The 13,678-nt window shown below is 62.9% G+C and carries 15 protein-coding genes; 10 read left to right on the top strand and 5 right to left on the bottom strand.

Going from position 1 to position 13,678, the window contains the following annotated elements; translation table 11 throughout:
• Positions 1-109: 109 nt before the first annotated feature.
• The 3 genes from BXU06_RS09110 (at position 110) to BXU06_RS09100 (ending at position 3,035) form a co-directional block, all read left to right on the top strand.
• Positions 110-1,078: an acetyl-CoA carboxylase carboxyltransferase subunit alpha gene (locus BXU06_RS09110; protein ID WP_077298849.1), complete on the top strand. Its 969-nt coding sequence runs from the start codon at positions 110-112 to the stop codon at positions 1,076-1,078.
• A complete protein-coding gene (tilS, locus tag BXU06_RS09105) occupies positions 1,062-2,396 on the top strand; it encodes a tRNA lysidine(34) synthetase TilS (protein WP_171982174.1) in 1,335 nt (444 codons plus the stop codon). Before BXU06_RS09110 ends, tilS begins: the two co-directional genes overlap by 17 nt.
• 288 nt (positions 2,397-2,684) lie before the next feature.
• On the top strand, positions 2,685-3,035 hold the full coding sequence (locus tag BXU06_RS09100; RefSeq protein ID WP_077298845.1) for a hypothetical protein: 351 nt from the start codon (positions 2,685-2,687) through the stop codon (positions 3,033-3,035).
• 24 nt (positions 3,036-3,059) lie between these two features.
• On the opposite strand, the gene nudC is transcribed toward BXU06_RS09100, so the two are convergent.
• The 4 genes from nudC to BXU06_RS09080 all read right to left on the bottom strand — a co-directional run bounded on the left by nudC (position 3,060) and on the right by BXU06_RS09080 (position 5,685).
• Positions 3,060-3,884 carry an NAD(+) diphosphatase gene (gene nudC, locus BXU06_RS09095; protein ID WP_171982173.1) on the bottom strand — a complete coding sequence of 275 codons (825 nt, stop codon included), beginning with the start codon at positions 3,882-3,884 and terminating at the stop codon, positions 3,060-3,062.
• A gap of 111 nt (positions 3,885-3,995) precedes the next feature.
• On the bottom strand, positions 3,996-4,277 hold the full coding sequence (locus BXU06_RS09090) for a DUF4936 family protein (protein ID WP_077298841.1): 282 nt from the start codon (positions 4,275-4,277) through the stop codon (positions 3,996-3,998).
• On the bottom strand, positions 4,277-5,146 hold the full coding sequence (gene ubiA, locus BXU06_RS09085; RefSeq protein ID WP_077298839.1) for a 4-hydroxybenzoate octaprenyltransferase: 870 nt from the start codon (positions 5,144-5,146) through the stop codon (positions 4,277-4,279). The genes BXU06_RS09090 and ubiA overlap by 1 nt, the downstream gene beginning before the upstream one ends.
• Complete coding sequence (locus BXU06_RS09080; protein WP_077298837.1) at positions 5,143-5,685, bottom strand: chorismate lyase; 543 nt, start codon at positions 5,683-5,685, stop codon at positions 5,143-5,145. The genes ubiA and BXU06_RS09080 overlap by 4 nt, the downstream gene beginning before the upstream one ends.
• A 96-nt stretch (positions 5,686-5,781) precedes the next feature.
• Here BXU06_RS09080 and arfB point away from each other — a divergent pair, with 96 nt between their 5' ends.
• The 7 genes from arfB to BXU06_RS09040 all read left to right on the top strand — a co-directional run bounded on the left by arfB (position 5,782) and on the right by BXU06_RS09040 (position 12,330).
• Positions 5,782-6,204, top strand: coding sequence for an alternative ribosome rescue aminoacyl-tRNA hydrolase ArfB (gene arfB, locus BXU06_RS09075; RefSeq protein WP_077298835.1), 423 nt, complete (start codon positions 5,782-5,784; stop codon positions 6,202-6,204).
• Between the two features lie 111 nt (positions 6,205-6,315).
• Positions 6,316-6,675, top strand: a complete 360-nt coding sequence (locus BXU06_RS09070; protein ID WP_077298833.1) for a CidA/LrgA family protein — start codon at positions 6,316-6,318, stop codon at positions 6,673-6,675.
• Positions 6,668-7,384, top strand: a complete 717-nt coding sequence (locus tag BXU06_RS09065; protein ID WP_077298831.1) for an LrgB family protein — start codon at positions 6,668-6,670, stop codon at positions 7,382-7,384. The genes BXU06_RS09070 and BXU06_RS09065 overlap by 8 nt, the downstream gene beginning before the upstream one ends.
• A 69-nt stretch (positions 7,385-7,453) precedes the next feature.
• The gene (locus BXU06_RS09060) at positions 7,454-7,921 is read left to right on the top strand and encodes a histidine phosphatase family protein (RefSeq protein WP_077298829.1); all 468 of its coding nucleotides are present in this window, start codon (positions 7,454-7,456) and stop codon (positions 7,919-7,921) included.
• Positions 7,922-8,134: 213 nt separating this feature from the next.
• Positions 8,135-9,097, top strand: a complete 963-nt coding sequence (locus tag BXU06_RS09055; RefSeq protein WP_077298827.1) for an Rpn family recombination-promoting nuclease/putative transposase — start codon at positions 8,135-8,137, stop codon at positions 9,095-9,097.
• Positions 9,098-9,172: 75 nt separating this feature from the next.
• The gene (locus BXU06_RS09050) at positions 9,173-9,535 is read left to right on the top strand and encodes a DUF4351 domain-containing protein (protein ID WP_216352453.1); all 363 of its coding nucleotides are present in this window, start codon (positions 9,173-9,175) and stop codon (positions 9,533-9,535) included.
• Positions 9,536-10,128: 593 nt separating this feature from the next.
• Positions 10,129-12,330 (top strand): malate synthase G, encoded by a 2,202-nt coding sequence (locus tag BXU06_RS09040; RefSeq protein WP_077298823.1) that lies wholly within the window; start codon positions 10,129-10,131, stop codon positions 12,328-12,330.
• Between the two features lie 92 nt (positions 12,331-12,422).
• Here BXU06_RS09040 and BXU06_RS09035 read toward each other — a convergent pair whose 3' ends face one another.
• Positions 12,423-13,673, bottom strand: a complete 1,251-nt coding sequence (locus BXU06_RS09035) for a hypothetical protein (RefSeq protein ID WP_253189432.1) — start codon at positions 13,671-13,673, stop codon at positions 12,423-12,425.
• Between the last annotated feature and the right edge of the window lie 5 nt (positions 13,674-13,678).

The following is a 13,678-nucleotide window of genomic DNA, read 5'->3' as shown; positions in this document are numbered from 1 at the left end:
TCGACGGGAACTTTTCGGCCATGTTGGCGTAATCCGAACAACCGTTTCATGGCAAAGCCGGGTTTCGTCCTGTATGATTGCCCGATTCTGAAATCGACCGACGTAACGAATGAAAACCACTTTTCTCGATTTCGAGCAGCCGATTGCCGAACTGGAAAGCAAGATCGAAGAGCTCCGCTTTGTTCAGGACGATTCGGTGCTGGACATCTCGGAAGAAATCAGCCGCTTGCAGAAAAAAAGCCAGGAGCTGACCAAGGCCGTTTACGCCAAGCTCACCCCATGGCAAATTTCCCAGGTTGCCCGTCACCCGCAGCGCCCTTATACGCTGGACTACCTCAAGAGCATCTTTACCGACTTTCAGGAACTGCACGGCGACCGCAGCTACGCCGACGATCCGGCGATTGTGGGTGGGCTGGCGCGGTTTAATGGTCAGTCGGTGATGGTGATTGGCCACCAGAAGGGCCGCGACACCAAGGAAAAAATCTACCGCAACTTTGGCATGCCGCGCCCGGAAGGCTATCGCAAGGCGCTGCGGCTGATGAAGCTGGCAGAAAAATTTAACCTGCCGATCATCACCTTTGTCGATACGCCGGGCGCGTATCCCGGCATTGGTGCTGAAGAGCGCGGCCAGTCTGAAGCCATTGGACGCAATCTGTACGAAATGTCGCGTTTGCGCGTGCCGATTGTCTGCACCATCATTGGTGAAGGCGGTTCGGGCGGCGCGCTGGCGATTGCCGTAGGCGATCAGCTCAACATGTTGCAGTACTCCACCTACTCGGTGATCTCGCCGGAAGGCTGCGCGTCCATCTTGTGGAAAAGCGCGGACAAGGCCCCGGAAGCGGCCGAAACCCTGGGCATTACCGCCAGTCGCCTGAAAACCCTGGGCTTGATCGACAAGGTGATTACCGAGCCGCTAGGCGGCGCACAACGGGACCACACCGGCATGATGCAGTCAATGAAACGGGCGGTGGCCGATGCGCTGCGCCAGTTGCAGGACATGCCGATCGACGAGCTGCTCAAACAACGTTTTGACCGTCTGATGAGCTATGGCCGATACAAGGATGACATCGCGGGCTGACTGGGTTGATTACCTGGAAACCGCCTGGCACGACGCATTTGCTGACGCCACCCACATCGAAGTGGCCCTCAGCGGCGGGGTAGACTCGGTCTGCCTCACCTGGCTGCTGGCCGATCTGGCCAAACGGCGCGGCTTGCGCCTGTCCGCCGTGCACGTCAATCATCAGCTGAATTTGCGCGCAACCGACTGGCAGGAATTCTGCCAGTGGCTGTGCTCCACCCTGCGCATTCCGCTGCGCACCGCCAAGGTGGACATCAACTGGGGCGGCGGCGACAGCCTGGAGGCCGAAGCGCGTCAGGCCCGTTACCAGGTGTTTGCCGATAGCCAGGCCGATGTGCTGGCGCTGGCGCACCACGCCGACGATCAGGCCGAAACCGTGCTGCTGCAGCTGCTGCGTGGCGCTGGCCCGCATGGCCTGGCAGCGATGCCGTGGATTCGCCGGCTGACCGATGCTACCCAGCTGTGGCGGCCACTGCTGGGTGTGACCCGGGAACACCTGGAAGCGCTGGCCACCGCCGAAGACTGGATCTGGGTGGAAGACGACAGCAACGAAGACACCAAGCTGCGCCGCAATTTCCTGCGTCACGACATTCTGCCCCGTCTGGCCACCCGCTACCCCGATTACCGTGAACACCTGCTGCGCAGCATCCGCCGGGCCGCTGACGCTGCGGCACTGCTCGACGAAATGGCCGCCTCCGACCTTGAACTGATGGTGGGTGCCGACAGCTCGCTGGATCTGGACATGCTGGCCGGGGTGTCGCTGCCGCGTGCGCGCAATGCACTGTTTGCCTGGGTGGAAGAACGCGGCGGCATGCTGGGCCCGGATGCGCTGGACGATGCGCTGGTGCAACTGCTCGACGCTGCCCCCGACGCCAACCCGATGATCGACGTGGGTATCTGGCAACTGACCCGCTACCGCCAGCGCGCCTACCTGATCCGCCCCTTCAGCGTGCCGACTACAGCGGTAGCGTTTGAATTCCAGCCGACCCAGCTGACGCTGGATTTTCCCGACTGGGGCGGACGGCTGCGCTTCAACCCGGTGGCCGGTGGTGGCCTGAGCCAGGTGGCGCTGACTGGCGAACTGACCTTGCGCCCACGCCAGGGCGGCGAGAGCCTGCCGCAACGCGGGGTGAGCAAAACCCTGAAAAACCTGATGCAGGAAGCCGGCATGCCGCCGTACCGGCGCGAGCGCCTGCCGTTGATCTATCAGGCCGACACCCTGCTGGCCGCACCGGGTGCCGGCATCAATACCGACCTGATGGCCGTCGAGCCGGATACCGGATATCTGCCGGTGTGGCTGCCCTACGACGGCTATTGAGCGTTATTTTTCTATCGCCTGTTTTTCCAGCACGTGACGCGCTGTGCGAACTCCGACACGCGCGAGCCATCCCGCCAGCCACTGCGGGCTGACTCGCACGGCTGGCTTGCGTGTCGAATGGCTACGCAAGCCTTGCGCCAGCAGAATCAGCCGGGCATGCGGTGACGATTTTCCGCTACCCACCCTTGGTGCGCACCGTTTTTGCTTGAATGGCGTCATGCCCGCGTTGCTTGCCAGGGATACTCTGGCACAGCCGTTTTGATTTCTGTTCAGTAAAGAGCCTTCATCATGCGAAAACCCACCCTGCATCAGCGCCTGAGAGCAAAAAACCGCAGCCAGGCGATGATTGTTGCCCTGACCTGGTACACCGAAGACAGTTGGGCCGAAGTCAAGGCCAGCGCCACCGACCCGGAAATTTTTGAAGCGTCGTTCGCGCAGTGGAAAGCCGTGGCGGTGGCGGCCCGGCGCGAGTTTCAGCGTTCCGGGGTGCGCGCAGTGGAATGCTTGATTGTACCGGCGGAGTTGCTGGCCTGGTGCGCGGCAGAAGGCCTGGAAAACAACTCGGCCGCCCGTGCCCAGTTTGTGTCCGAACAACTCAGCGCCAGCATGAACGCGGGCGTGGCCTCACCAGCAGAGTAAGGCCAGGGCTATTGGCGTGGCTGGCTATGGTGCTGCCCTGGCATAGCGCAATTCCGCCTCATCACTGGCCAGCGGCTGACCATTGAGCATTGCCACCGCCCGATGAATCAGGCTGTGGGCAATGCTGGCCTGGCTGGGTAGCGCCGGCAGCTGGTCCAGATCAAACCAGTGTGCTGATTCAATCTCGCCGGCTTGCGGGGTAATCTCGCCATCCAGGTAGTCGGCCACAAACGCCAGCATCAGCGAGTGCGGAAACGGCCAGCCCTGCGAGCCCAGATAGCGCAGATTGTGGATGCGCACGCCCACTTCTTCCTGTACTTCCCGGTGCACGCAGGCTTCCAGCGTTTCGCCCGGCTCGACAAAGCCGGCCAGCGCACTGTATACCCCCGGCGGAAAATGCGGTGAGCGCGCCAGCAGCAGCTGACGGTCGCGCACCACCAGCGCCATCATCGCTGGCGACAGTTTTGGGTAACTGAGCAAGCCACAGCTGGGGCACACCTTGCCGTGGTCGTGGTCATGGTCGCGCAGGGGCGTGGCGCAGGCGCTGCAATAGCGGTGGGTGCGGTCGAAGGTGCGCAGCATGCGTGCGCGCGACAACAACCCGGCCCAGTCGGCAGGGGCCTGGCCGGCCAGCGCCTGACGCAGGCTGAGGCTGCGCCAGCCCGCTGGCAGCGGGCCAACCCATTCGCCAACAAAACAGCGCTGTCCGGCCAGTTCGCCCAGATGGCGCAGGCCGGTGAGCGGCAGCTGACCAAGGCGCGGCAGACCGCTTTCAGGCAGCAACAAGGCATCGCCGTGCCAGACCACGCAGTAATCCTGCGCCTGGGCCGGCCCGGAAGGGGAGGTCATGACAAAGTGCATGGGGCGTGTGGGAGATTCAACGGGCGGTCAGTGTAACACTGCCAGCGTGGACGGCGGTTGGCCGGGGCGCGTTGTGGTGGTGACAGGGAGGTGACGTGTTCAATCGCCTTCCTTACCGGCGACAAACCATTCCTCATGCCGGCAGGCCTGCCATTGGCCATCACCATCCACGGCAGCCAGCGCCTGCCGGTACGCGGCTTCAAAGCCGGCAGGCACGTCTGGGTAAACCTCCATCCAGGTGCTGGCGTCATCGCGTCGTTGCTGACGCTGGCCGGTGGGCGCGCCGCGCCCGGCCAGCGCCCGGTTCAGCGCCTGCCATTGTGCCAGGCGCTGGGCATGCTGTTCCGGGCTGACCCGGTAATACACATAGAGCGACAGCATCAGCGCAGCCAGTAATCCAGCACAATGCCGGCAAACACCACCAGCCCGATGCGGTTATTGGCCAGAAACGCAGTAAAGCAGTGCAGGCGGTCGCGCGCGCGGATCATCCGGTACTGGTCCATCACCAGCATGGCGGCAGCGGCCAGACCGGCAAAATACCCCGCGCCCAACCCGGCCTGCGCGCCCACCGCACCCATCAGCGCCAGAAACAGGCAATGACACGCCATCACCGCCAGCACATCAAAGCGGCCAAAGGTAATGGCCGAGGTGCGGATGCCAATTTTCAGGTCGTCGGGGCGGTCCACCATGGCGTAGGCGGTGTCGTAGGCAATGGTCCAGAACACATTGGCCAGCAGCATCAGCCAGGCCAGCGGCGGGATGGCGTCTTGTGTGGCGGCAAACACCATCGGAATGCCAAAGCCGAACGCCAGGCCCAGATACGCCTGGGGAATGGCCAGAAAACGCTTGGTGAACGGGTAGCTGCCGGCCAGAAACAGCGCTGGCAGGCTCATCCACCAGGTCAGCGCATTCAGCGGCAGCACCAGCATAAAGGCCAGCGCCGCCAGCCCACAGGCCAGCCACAGCGCCTCGCGCTCGCTGACCGCGCCACGGGCAAAGGGCCGCTGGGCGGTGCGGGCCACATGCGCGTCAAAGTGGCGGTCGGCATAGTCGTTGATCACGCAGCCTGCCGAGCGCATCAGCACTGTGCCCAGGGTGAAAATCACCACCAGATCCACGCCCGGATGGCCATCTCCTGCCAGCCACAGCGCCCATAGCGTGGGCCACAACAGCAGCAGAATGCCAATCGGCTTGTCCAGCCGGGCCAGTTGCAGGTACACCGCCAGGCGGTCTTTCAGTACAACAGTCATGGGGGAGACACCGTTACAAGATCAGGATGAAAAACTTCGTGCACCAGCAGCGCGTCGTTGACCGCACCAAACAGCGAGCGCCGCGCGGCCAGCGGCCCGCTCAGATCGGGCCAGCATGCTTGCTGCGCCTGGGCCAGCAGCGCCAGTTGTGCTGGCTGGCCGGTGATGAACTGCAATGGGTGGCGGAGCATGCCAGAATCGGCAAACAGGGTCAGGCCCAGCGAGCGGCTGCCGCGCGCCAGCACCGGGGTCCACACCGGACTGTCCTGCCGGCACAGGCTGCGGGCAAACACATACGGCACGCCGTCCAGCGTCAGAGCCACTTCACGCAGCTGCACTGTGGCGTTGGCCGGCAGGCCCAGCGCCTGGCATTCATCCGGCCAGGCTTGCGCCGTGTGCTGGGCCAGCACCACCACGGCAAACCCCCGGCCCAGCCCGACCAGCCGCTCGGTCAGCGACCCGGTTTCACCCAGCCAGTCCGCCAGAGCAGCCGGCACATCGTCAGCAGGCGCTGCGCGCCAGTCAGGAAAAGCATACATGGGGCAGGATTATAAACCAGCAGGACGCCAGGCGTGCGGTGGCTGCGCGCGGCCAGCACTGGGCTATACTCAAATCCTTTTGCCCGCCCTCCTGCCATGATCCCGATTACCCGCACCCTGGCCCTGAACGACGATGAAATTGACGAGCACTTTACCCGCGCGCAGGGGCCGGGCGGGCAGCATGTGAACAAAACCGAAACGGCAGTGATGCTGCGCTTTGACGTGGTGCGCTCGCCCAGCCTGCCCGATGCCGTCAAGGCCAGGCTATTGCAACTGGCCGGGCGACGGATGACGCTGGACGGTGTGCTGGTGATCACGGCCCAGCAGCACCGTAGCCAGCCACTGAACCGGGCCGACGCGCTGGCCAAGCTGGTGGCGCTGATCCAGGCTGCCTGCCATACCCCGCGCCCACGCAAGGCCACCCGCCCCACCAAAGGCTCGCAAACCCGCCGTCTGGACAGCAAGGCGCGACGCGGCGCGGTGAAAACCCTGCGCCAGCGCAAGCCAGGGCATGAATAAGCCTGGCCTGCCGGCGGCCCTGTGCGGGTATCCTGTACTGGTATAAGGTCAGACCAGCGCCGCCTGGCCGCCGTATAATCGCCCTGTCGCGTTTTTTTCAAGGCCACCGTCATGGTCGAAACATTTCTGATACTGATTGGCTTGCAACTGCTGGGCGAGTGGCTCAGCCTGTGGCTGGCCCTGCCGATTCCTGGCCCGGTACTGGGCATGCTGTTGCTGTTTATCGGCCTGTGCGTGCGCCGTGGCGTGCCGCCAGCCTTGCAGCATGGTGTGCCGGCCTTCTTGCAGCATCTGTCCTTGCTGTTTGTCCCTGCTGGTGCCGGGATTCTGCTTTACGCCCATCTGCTGAACGGCCAGACGCTGTGGCAGCTGGCACTGGCGCTGGCGGTGGGCACCACGGTCACCCTGCTGGCCAGCGCACTGCTGCTGGCCGGGCTGATGCGCCTGCGCGGGGAGGCCCGCCATGATTGATCCGGCAACCTTGTGGCGCGCCGCCCAGCAGCAGCCGCTGACCTGGGTGTTTGTCACCCTGGCAGTGTACCGGCTGGCGGTTGCGCTAAACCGCAAAACCGGCGGCCATGCGCTGGCCAACCCGGTGGGGCTGGGCGCGCTGATGCTGATTGCCGTGCTGCTGGCCACCGGTACTGACTACGCGCAGTATTTTACCGGCGGCAAATTCATCCAGATGTTGCTGGGCCCGGCCACCGTGGCGCTGGCAGTGCCGCTTTACGCCAATCTGCATCGCTTGTCCAGGGTGTTCTGGCCATTGCTGATCAGCCTGACGCTGGGGTCGCTGGTGGGCATTGTGTCCAGCGCCGGGGTAGCCTGGGCGCTGGGGCTGGATGACATTTTGATTCGCTCGCTCTTGTCGCGCTCGGTATCCACCCCCATCTCCATGGGGATTGCCAGCAAAATCGGCGGTGCGCCCGAACTGGCAGCGGTGTTTGTGATTGTGTCCGGGGTGTTTGGTGCCATGCTCAGCTGGCCCATGCTCAGCCGTTTGCGTCTGGGCCAGGATGTGGTGTACGGTTTTGCCACTGGCATGGCCGCGCATGGCATTGGAACCGCCCGGGCGTTTCAGCGCTCAGACACAGCCGGTGCGTTTTCCGGCCTGGCCATGGGGCTGAACGGGCTGGTCACTGCCGTGCTGATTCCACTTTTGTTACAGGCATGGCATTAACTGACACATTCCGGTCATCTGACGCCGGTAGTCTGCGCACAGCAGGATATCAATAATAAAGGAGACTGAATGGATCTGATTCTGTGGCGTCATGCCGAAGCCGAGGAAGGCAGCAACGATCTGGCCCGCGAGCTGACCCGCAAAGGCCAGCAACAGGCCGGACTGATGGCCGCTTGGCTGCGTCTGCGCCTGCCGCGCGACTTCCAGCTGCTGGCCAGCCAGGCCCGCCGCTCACAGCAGACGGCGGCGTTTTTATCGAAAAATTACCAGGTGCTGCCGGAAGTGAATCCGGACGCCACCCTGGAAAGCGTATTGTCTACCGTCAGCTGGCCAGACTCGCGCCACCCCATCGTGCTGGTGGGGCATCAGCCGTATATTGGCCAGATTGCCTCGCAACTGATTGGCGGCGAAGCGCAGATGTGGAATGTCAAAAAAGGCGGTGTCTGGTGGATCAGCCACCGGGTGCGCCACGGGATTGCACAAAACAGCCTCAAGCTGGTGCTCAACCCCGGCATGCTCACCGCCAGCGAAGACTGAGCGACCACCGCGCGCGCCATGGCGCAGCTCGCTGGCCTGCCAACACCCGACCCCGGTCATTTGCCGGGGTTTTTTTATGGCAGGCGGTCACCCGGCACGGGCGGGGCAAGAGGTGTGGGGTCAATTTGTCAAATCTCCCCATATCAGTGTGTTTCTGGGTGTGTTGGAAGTCAGTGCATTGATTTTCATTGGTTTTAATCGTTATCATCACGCATGCCCCACGACACCGACGCCTCCTACAAGCTGCTGTTCTCCGCCCCCGAAGTGGTGCGCGATCTGGTGCTGGGCTTCATCCCCGATGACTGGCTGCACAGCCTGGATTACACCACCCTGGAAAAAATCCCCGGCAGCTACGTCACCGACGACCTGCGCGACCGCGCCGATGATGTGGTCTGGCGAGTCAAGGCCGACGGCGAGTGGGTGTATCTTTACCTGCTGATTGAATTCCAGAGCACCGCCGACCCGTGGATGGCGGTGCGGATGATGACGTACCTCGGCCTGCTCTATCAGGACCTGATCCGGCGCGGCGACGTACTGCCAGGCCGGCGGTTGCCGCCCGTGCTGCCGATTGTGCTGTATAACGGCCAGGGCAACTGGCGCGCCGCCACCGACATCGCCGACCTGATTCCCAAAGCCCCCGGCCTGGTGGCCAAACACCTGCCCAAGCTGGAATACCTGCTGATCGACGAAAACCGCTACACCGACGCCGATCTGGCCGAGCTGAAAAACCTGGTGGCGGCCATCATCCGGGTAGAACACCCGGAAAACGAACAGGCACTGCTGCAACTGATTGATCTGTTGAACGAATGGCTGGAAGGCAAGCCAGAGCTGAAACGCACGTTTGCCATCTGGATCCGGGCCGTGCTGTTAAGACAAAGCAAACACACCCTGGCCTTGCCCAAGGTGCGCGACTTGAAGGAGCTGAAAATGACCTTGGCCGAACGGTTTGACCAATGGGCGCAGCAGTACGAGCAGCGCGGCAAGCTGGTTGGGCGACTAGAAGGTGAACAAACGGGTGAGGCACGGTTGCTGCAACGCTTGCTCACCCGCCGCTTTGGCGCACTGCCTGCTGATTGCGTCGCTCGAATCCGTGCCGCAAGTTCCGAGCAACTGGAGCGGTGGAGTGATCGGGTACTGGACGCCAGCACGCTGGCCGAGGTGTTTGAGCAAGCCTGACCAAGATCGACAATACCCCATACCCCATACCCCATGCCCCATGCCCCATGCCCCATGCCCCATGCCCCATGCCCCATGACCTGGATCCGGGCCGTGCTGTTAAGACAAAGCAAACACACCCTGGTCTTGCCCAAGGTGCGCGACTTGAAGGAGCTGAAGATGACCTTGGCCGAACGGTTTGATCAATGGGCGCAGCAGCATGAACAGCGTGGCAAGCTGGTGGGGTGGAAAGAAGGCCGGCAAGAGGGGCGACTAGAAGGCCGGCTAGAAGGCGAACAAACGGGTGAGGCACGGCTGCTGCAACGCTTGCTCACCCGCCGCTTTGGCGCACTGCCTGCTGATTGCGTCGCCCGAATCCGTGCCGCGAGTCCCGAGCAGCTGGAACGGTGGAGTGACCGTGTGCTGGATGCGCACAGCCTGACTGAAGTGTTTCAGTAGAGAGTTGTCAGCGCATCCCCGGGCATCGGCTGTTTTTTCCGGCGGAATTTCCCCATGCGGCCAGCCGCTTGCTGCGGACAGCCGTCCGGCTTCTGCTCTGCCGTCAGCAGCCTGGGGGCCTTCAAGGTGAACAGGTTATCCGCATCCGCTTTCTTGCCGATGATGGCGTTGCCAGGCGATGGCCCACCAGACAAGAGAATGATTTTATTACGGACCGTTGCGGCCAGCGGTATCTATCCAGCGAGGCAACGTTCCCGGCTTCCGGCGGGGGAGGCGGTCAAATTTGGAATACCGGCCAGTATCATGCAAAAATACGCGCCTATCTTACCCTTGCCGCCACGCCCCCTGCAGGCCACAAGCCTGCCAGTGCCAGGGCCATGGCGCAAAGCTTGCAACAGCCGTCCAGCCCGCACGACAGGTTGACCGAGGGTGGCGCTTCACCGCTGCGCCGCCTCGCTTGCCGCGCCAAGTCGCGCAAACACCGGGGAAAAACCCGCCCAGCCTGTTCATCGCCTGGCGTGGCCACGCTGCACTGGACGTTTTTTTCTGATCATCCGAACCGAATTGTCATTTTGAATCTGAAAGGTTGTTTCATGACCGCACGCACCACTCTTCACCGCCTGCAAGTGGCCACCGAACTGTACGATTTCATTCAGGATAACGTGCTGCCGGGCACCGGCATTGATTCGGCCACGTTCTGGGCCGGCTTTGACGCCATCGTCAACGACCTCGCCCCAAAAAACGCCGCCCTGCTGGCCGAGCGTGACCGCATCCAGCTGGAAATGGACGCCTGGCACCAGGCCCACCCCGGCCCGATTGCCGACATGGCCGCCTACCGTGCCTTCCTGGAAAACATTGGCTATATCGTGCCGGAGCCGGCCCAGGTGCAAGCCACCACCGCCAATGTAGACGACGAACTGGCCATCCAGGCCGGCCCGCAGCTGGTGGTGCCGATCCTGAACGCCCGCTACGCACTGAACGCCGCCAACGCCCGCTGGGGCAGCCTGTACGACGCGCTGTACGGCACCGATGCCATCCCGGAAGACAACGGCGCTGAAAAAGGCCGTGGCTACAACCCGGTGCGCGGTGCCAAGGTGATTGAATTTGCCCGCAATGTGCTCGACCAGGCCGCGCCGCTGGCCAATGCCAGCCACCAGGATGCCGCTGGCTACACCATCGTGAACGGCCAGCTGGCAGTCAAACTGGCCAATGGCGGCAGCGCCAGCCTGGCCAACCCGGCCCAACTGGTGGGCTACCAGGGAGACGCCGCCGCGCCCAGCGCCGTTTTGCTGGTACACAACGGCCTGCATCTGGATATCCGCATTGACCGCAGCACCGCCATTGGCCAGAGCGACGCCGCTGGCGTGAGCGATGTGATTGTTGAAGCCGCGCTGTCCACCATTCTTGATCTGGAAGACTCGGTCGCCGCCGTTGATGCCGAAGACAAGGTGCTGGGCTACCGCAACTGGCTGGGCATCCAGCTGGGCACGCTGACCGAAGAAGTGACCAAGGGCAGCGCCACCTTCACCCGCACGCTGAACGCCGACCGCGTGTACACCGCCGCCAACGGCCAGGGCGAAGTAAAGCTGCATGGCCGCAGCCTGATGTTTGTGCGCAACGTTGGCCACCTGATGACCAACCCGGCCATCCTGTGGGGTGCCGAGGGCCGCGAAATTCCCGAAGGCATCATGGACGCCGTGGTCACCACCACCATCGCCCTGCACGACCTGCAACGCCATGGCCAGAACGGCATCACCAACTCGCGCAAGGGCTCGGTGTATATCGTCAAGCCCAAAATGCACGGCCCCGCCGAAGTGGCCTTCGCCTGCGAACTGTTTGCCCGTGTCGAGCAACTGCTGGGCTTGCCGGACAGCACCGTCAAGCTGGGCATCATGGACGAAGAGCGCCGCACCTCGGTGAACCTGAAGGCGTGCATCGCCGCTGCCAAGAGCCGCGTGGCCTTTATCAACACCGGCTTTCTGGATCGCACCGGCGACGAAATGCACACCGCCATGTACGCCGGCCCGATGCTGCGCAAGGGCGACATCAAGAACAGCGCCTGGATTGCCGCCTACGAGCGCCGCAATGTGCTGATTGGCCTGGACTGCGGCCTGCGCGGTCGCGCCCAGATTGGCAAGGGCATGTGGGCCATGCCGGACCTGATGGCGGAAATGCTCAAGCAGAAAATTGGCCATCCCAAGGCCGGTGCCAACACCGCCTGGACGCCGAGCCCCACCGCCGCCGCCCTGCACGCGCTGCACTACCACCAGGTGAACGTGGCTGAGGTGCAAAAGGCCATCGAAGCCAGCGGCGACGCTGCCAACACGGACATCACCGAACAGCTGATGAACAACCTGCTCACCGTCCCGGTGGTGGCCCAGGCCCAGTGGAGTGCCGAAGAACGCCAGCAGGAAATCGACAACAACGCCCAAGGCATTCTGGGCTACGTGGTGCGCTGGGTGGATCAAGGCGTGGGCTGCTCCAAGGTACCCGACATCAACGACATCGGCCTGATGGAAGACCGCGCCACCCTGCGCATCTCCAGCCAGCACATCTGCAACTGGCTGCTGCACGGCGTGGTGACTGAAGAGCAGGTGCGTGAAACCTTCGCCCGCATGGCCGCCAAGGTGGACCAGCAAAACGCTGGCGACCCGGCTTACCAGAGCCTGGTGGCGAATCCGGACGGTGCGGCGTATCAAGCCGCGCTGGAACTGGTGTTCAAGGGCAAGGAACAGCCGAGTGGCTACACCGAGCCGCTGCTGCATGCCTGGCGCTTGAAGGTGAAGGCGGGCTGAGCACGCGGATGCTGACCGTTTGTTACCAAGCGTGAGCAATACAAAAAGCGCCCAGTTGGGCGCTTTTTGCAAGATGAGTGACGCCACTGCCGTCATGCTGGATTGGCAGACAGCAAGCGAACCAACCGTGGACACGGCAGCGGGTGGCCCAATTGCTGGCGGAGCGCTTGCGCGTGTTCACGCCAAGCCATGGCTGTTGATGCCTCACTGCCAAGTATATAGCGGCATATATCCGCACTGACCAACGCCTGCACCACATGCCATTGCGGGCGCTGTTGGCAATCAGCGGGCACTGTTTGTGAAATCACTGGTGCCGCTTGGCCAGTAGACCAGCGTTGGCTAATGCTGTGTTGAATATTCACATAGCAATACTTATCCGGCTTTGCCAGATACAATTCGACAACCTCGGGTGGGGAGGTGGAGGATAGATAAAAAAACACCCAATCATGGCGATTGTCGTGCTGCTTCATGACCTGATCGTCGCCCAGCCATTCCAGTGCGCGCTGTTGTTCATCCTGCGCCCAATCTGGCCGGCCCAGCGCCCAGGCGGCCAATGCCGACTCCACCAAGGCCAGCACATAGTTGGGCGGAGCTTTGGCGTATTCTGCCCGTGCCTTGTCCGGCTGCCCCAGCTCCAGCAGGCTGCGGGCGTGATTGCTCAGATAATCCGGTATGTCTGGCGCCTTGCGCAGGGCAGCGGCATAGTGCCTTTCTGCGACGGCCAGCTCGCCGTGCCGGTCTGCCAGCAGGCCCAGCAAGGTGTCGGCGGCGGCATAGTCGCCATCGGCGCGTAATACCGCGTGTAGGGCATTTTGCACGGTCTGGCCATCGTAACCATGCAGCCACAGGCGGCGCGCCTCAATAAAGCGGAGGTCGGCATTGTTGGGGGCTGCGTCGCGCAATGGCGTCAGCTGGCTTTTTAGCCAAGTGGCGTCGAGATTGGCCTGGCGGCTGGTGTTGTGCAGCTCGGCAATGGAGTACGCATCATCCAGCCCCAGTAAGTGATGCAGCCCAACTTGCCAGCTTGGGCGCGCCTGCCAGCGCGCCAGCGCCAAATCGGCGCGATCCACCCGCAAATCCGCCCGTGTTTGCTCCTGCCAGCGGGTTTTCTCAGCAGCCAGCATCCCCAATCCCAGCACCATGATCATGCCGGCTACGGCATGCGGCCAATAGCGGCGCAGCTTGTGCGTCCAGCCTGGAGGCTGGCTGATGCTCGGAGGCGTTGTGGGGATCACCGGGGAGTCATTTGGCGGAGCATGCAGCTCACGGGCCACCCGCACCAAGCCTTCCACCACTTGTAGGTAACGCTGATCTTGGGCATCCCGTTCTGACTCCGATTGCACCACAG

This window comes from Aquaspirillum sp. LM1 (assembly GCF_002002905.1).
Taxonomy (GTDB): domain Bacteria; phylum Pseudomonadota; class Gammaproteobacteria; order Burkholderiales; family Aquaspirillaceae; genus Rivihabitans.
Note: the sequence above shows the minus strand (reverse complement) of the source record. Positions and strands in the feature narration are given on the sequence as shown.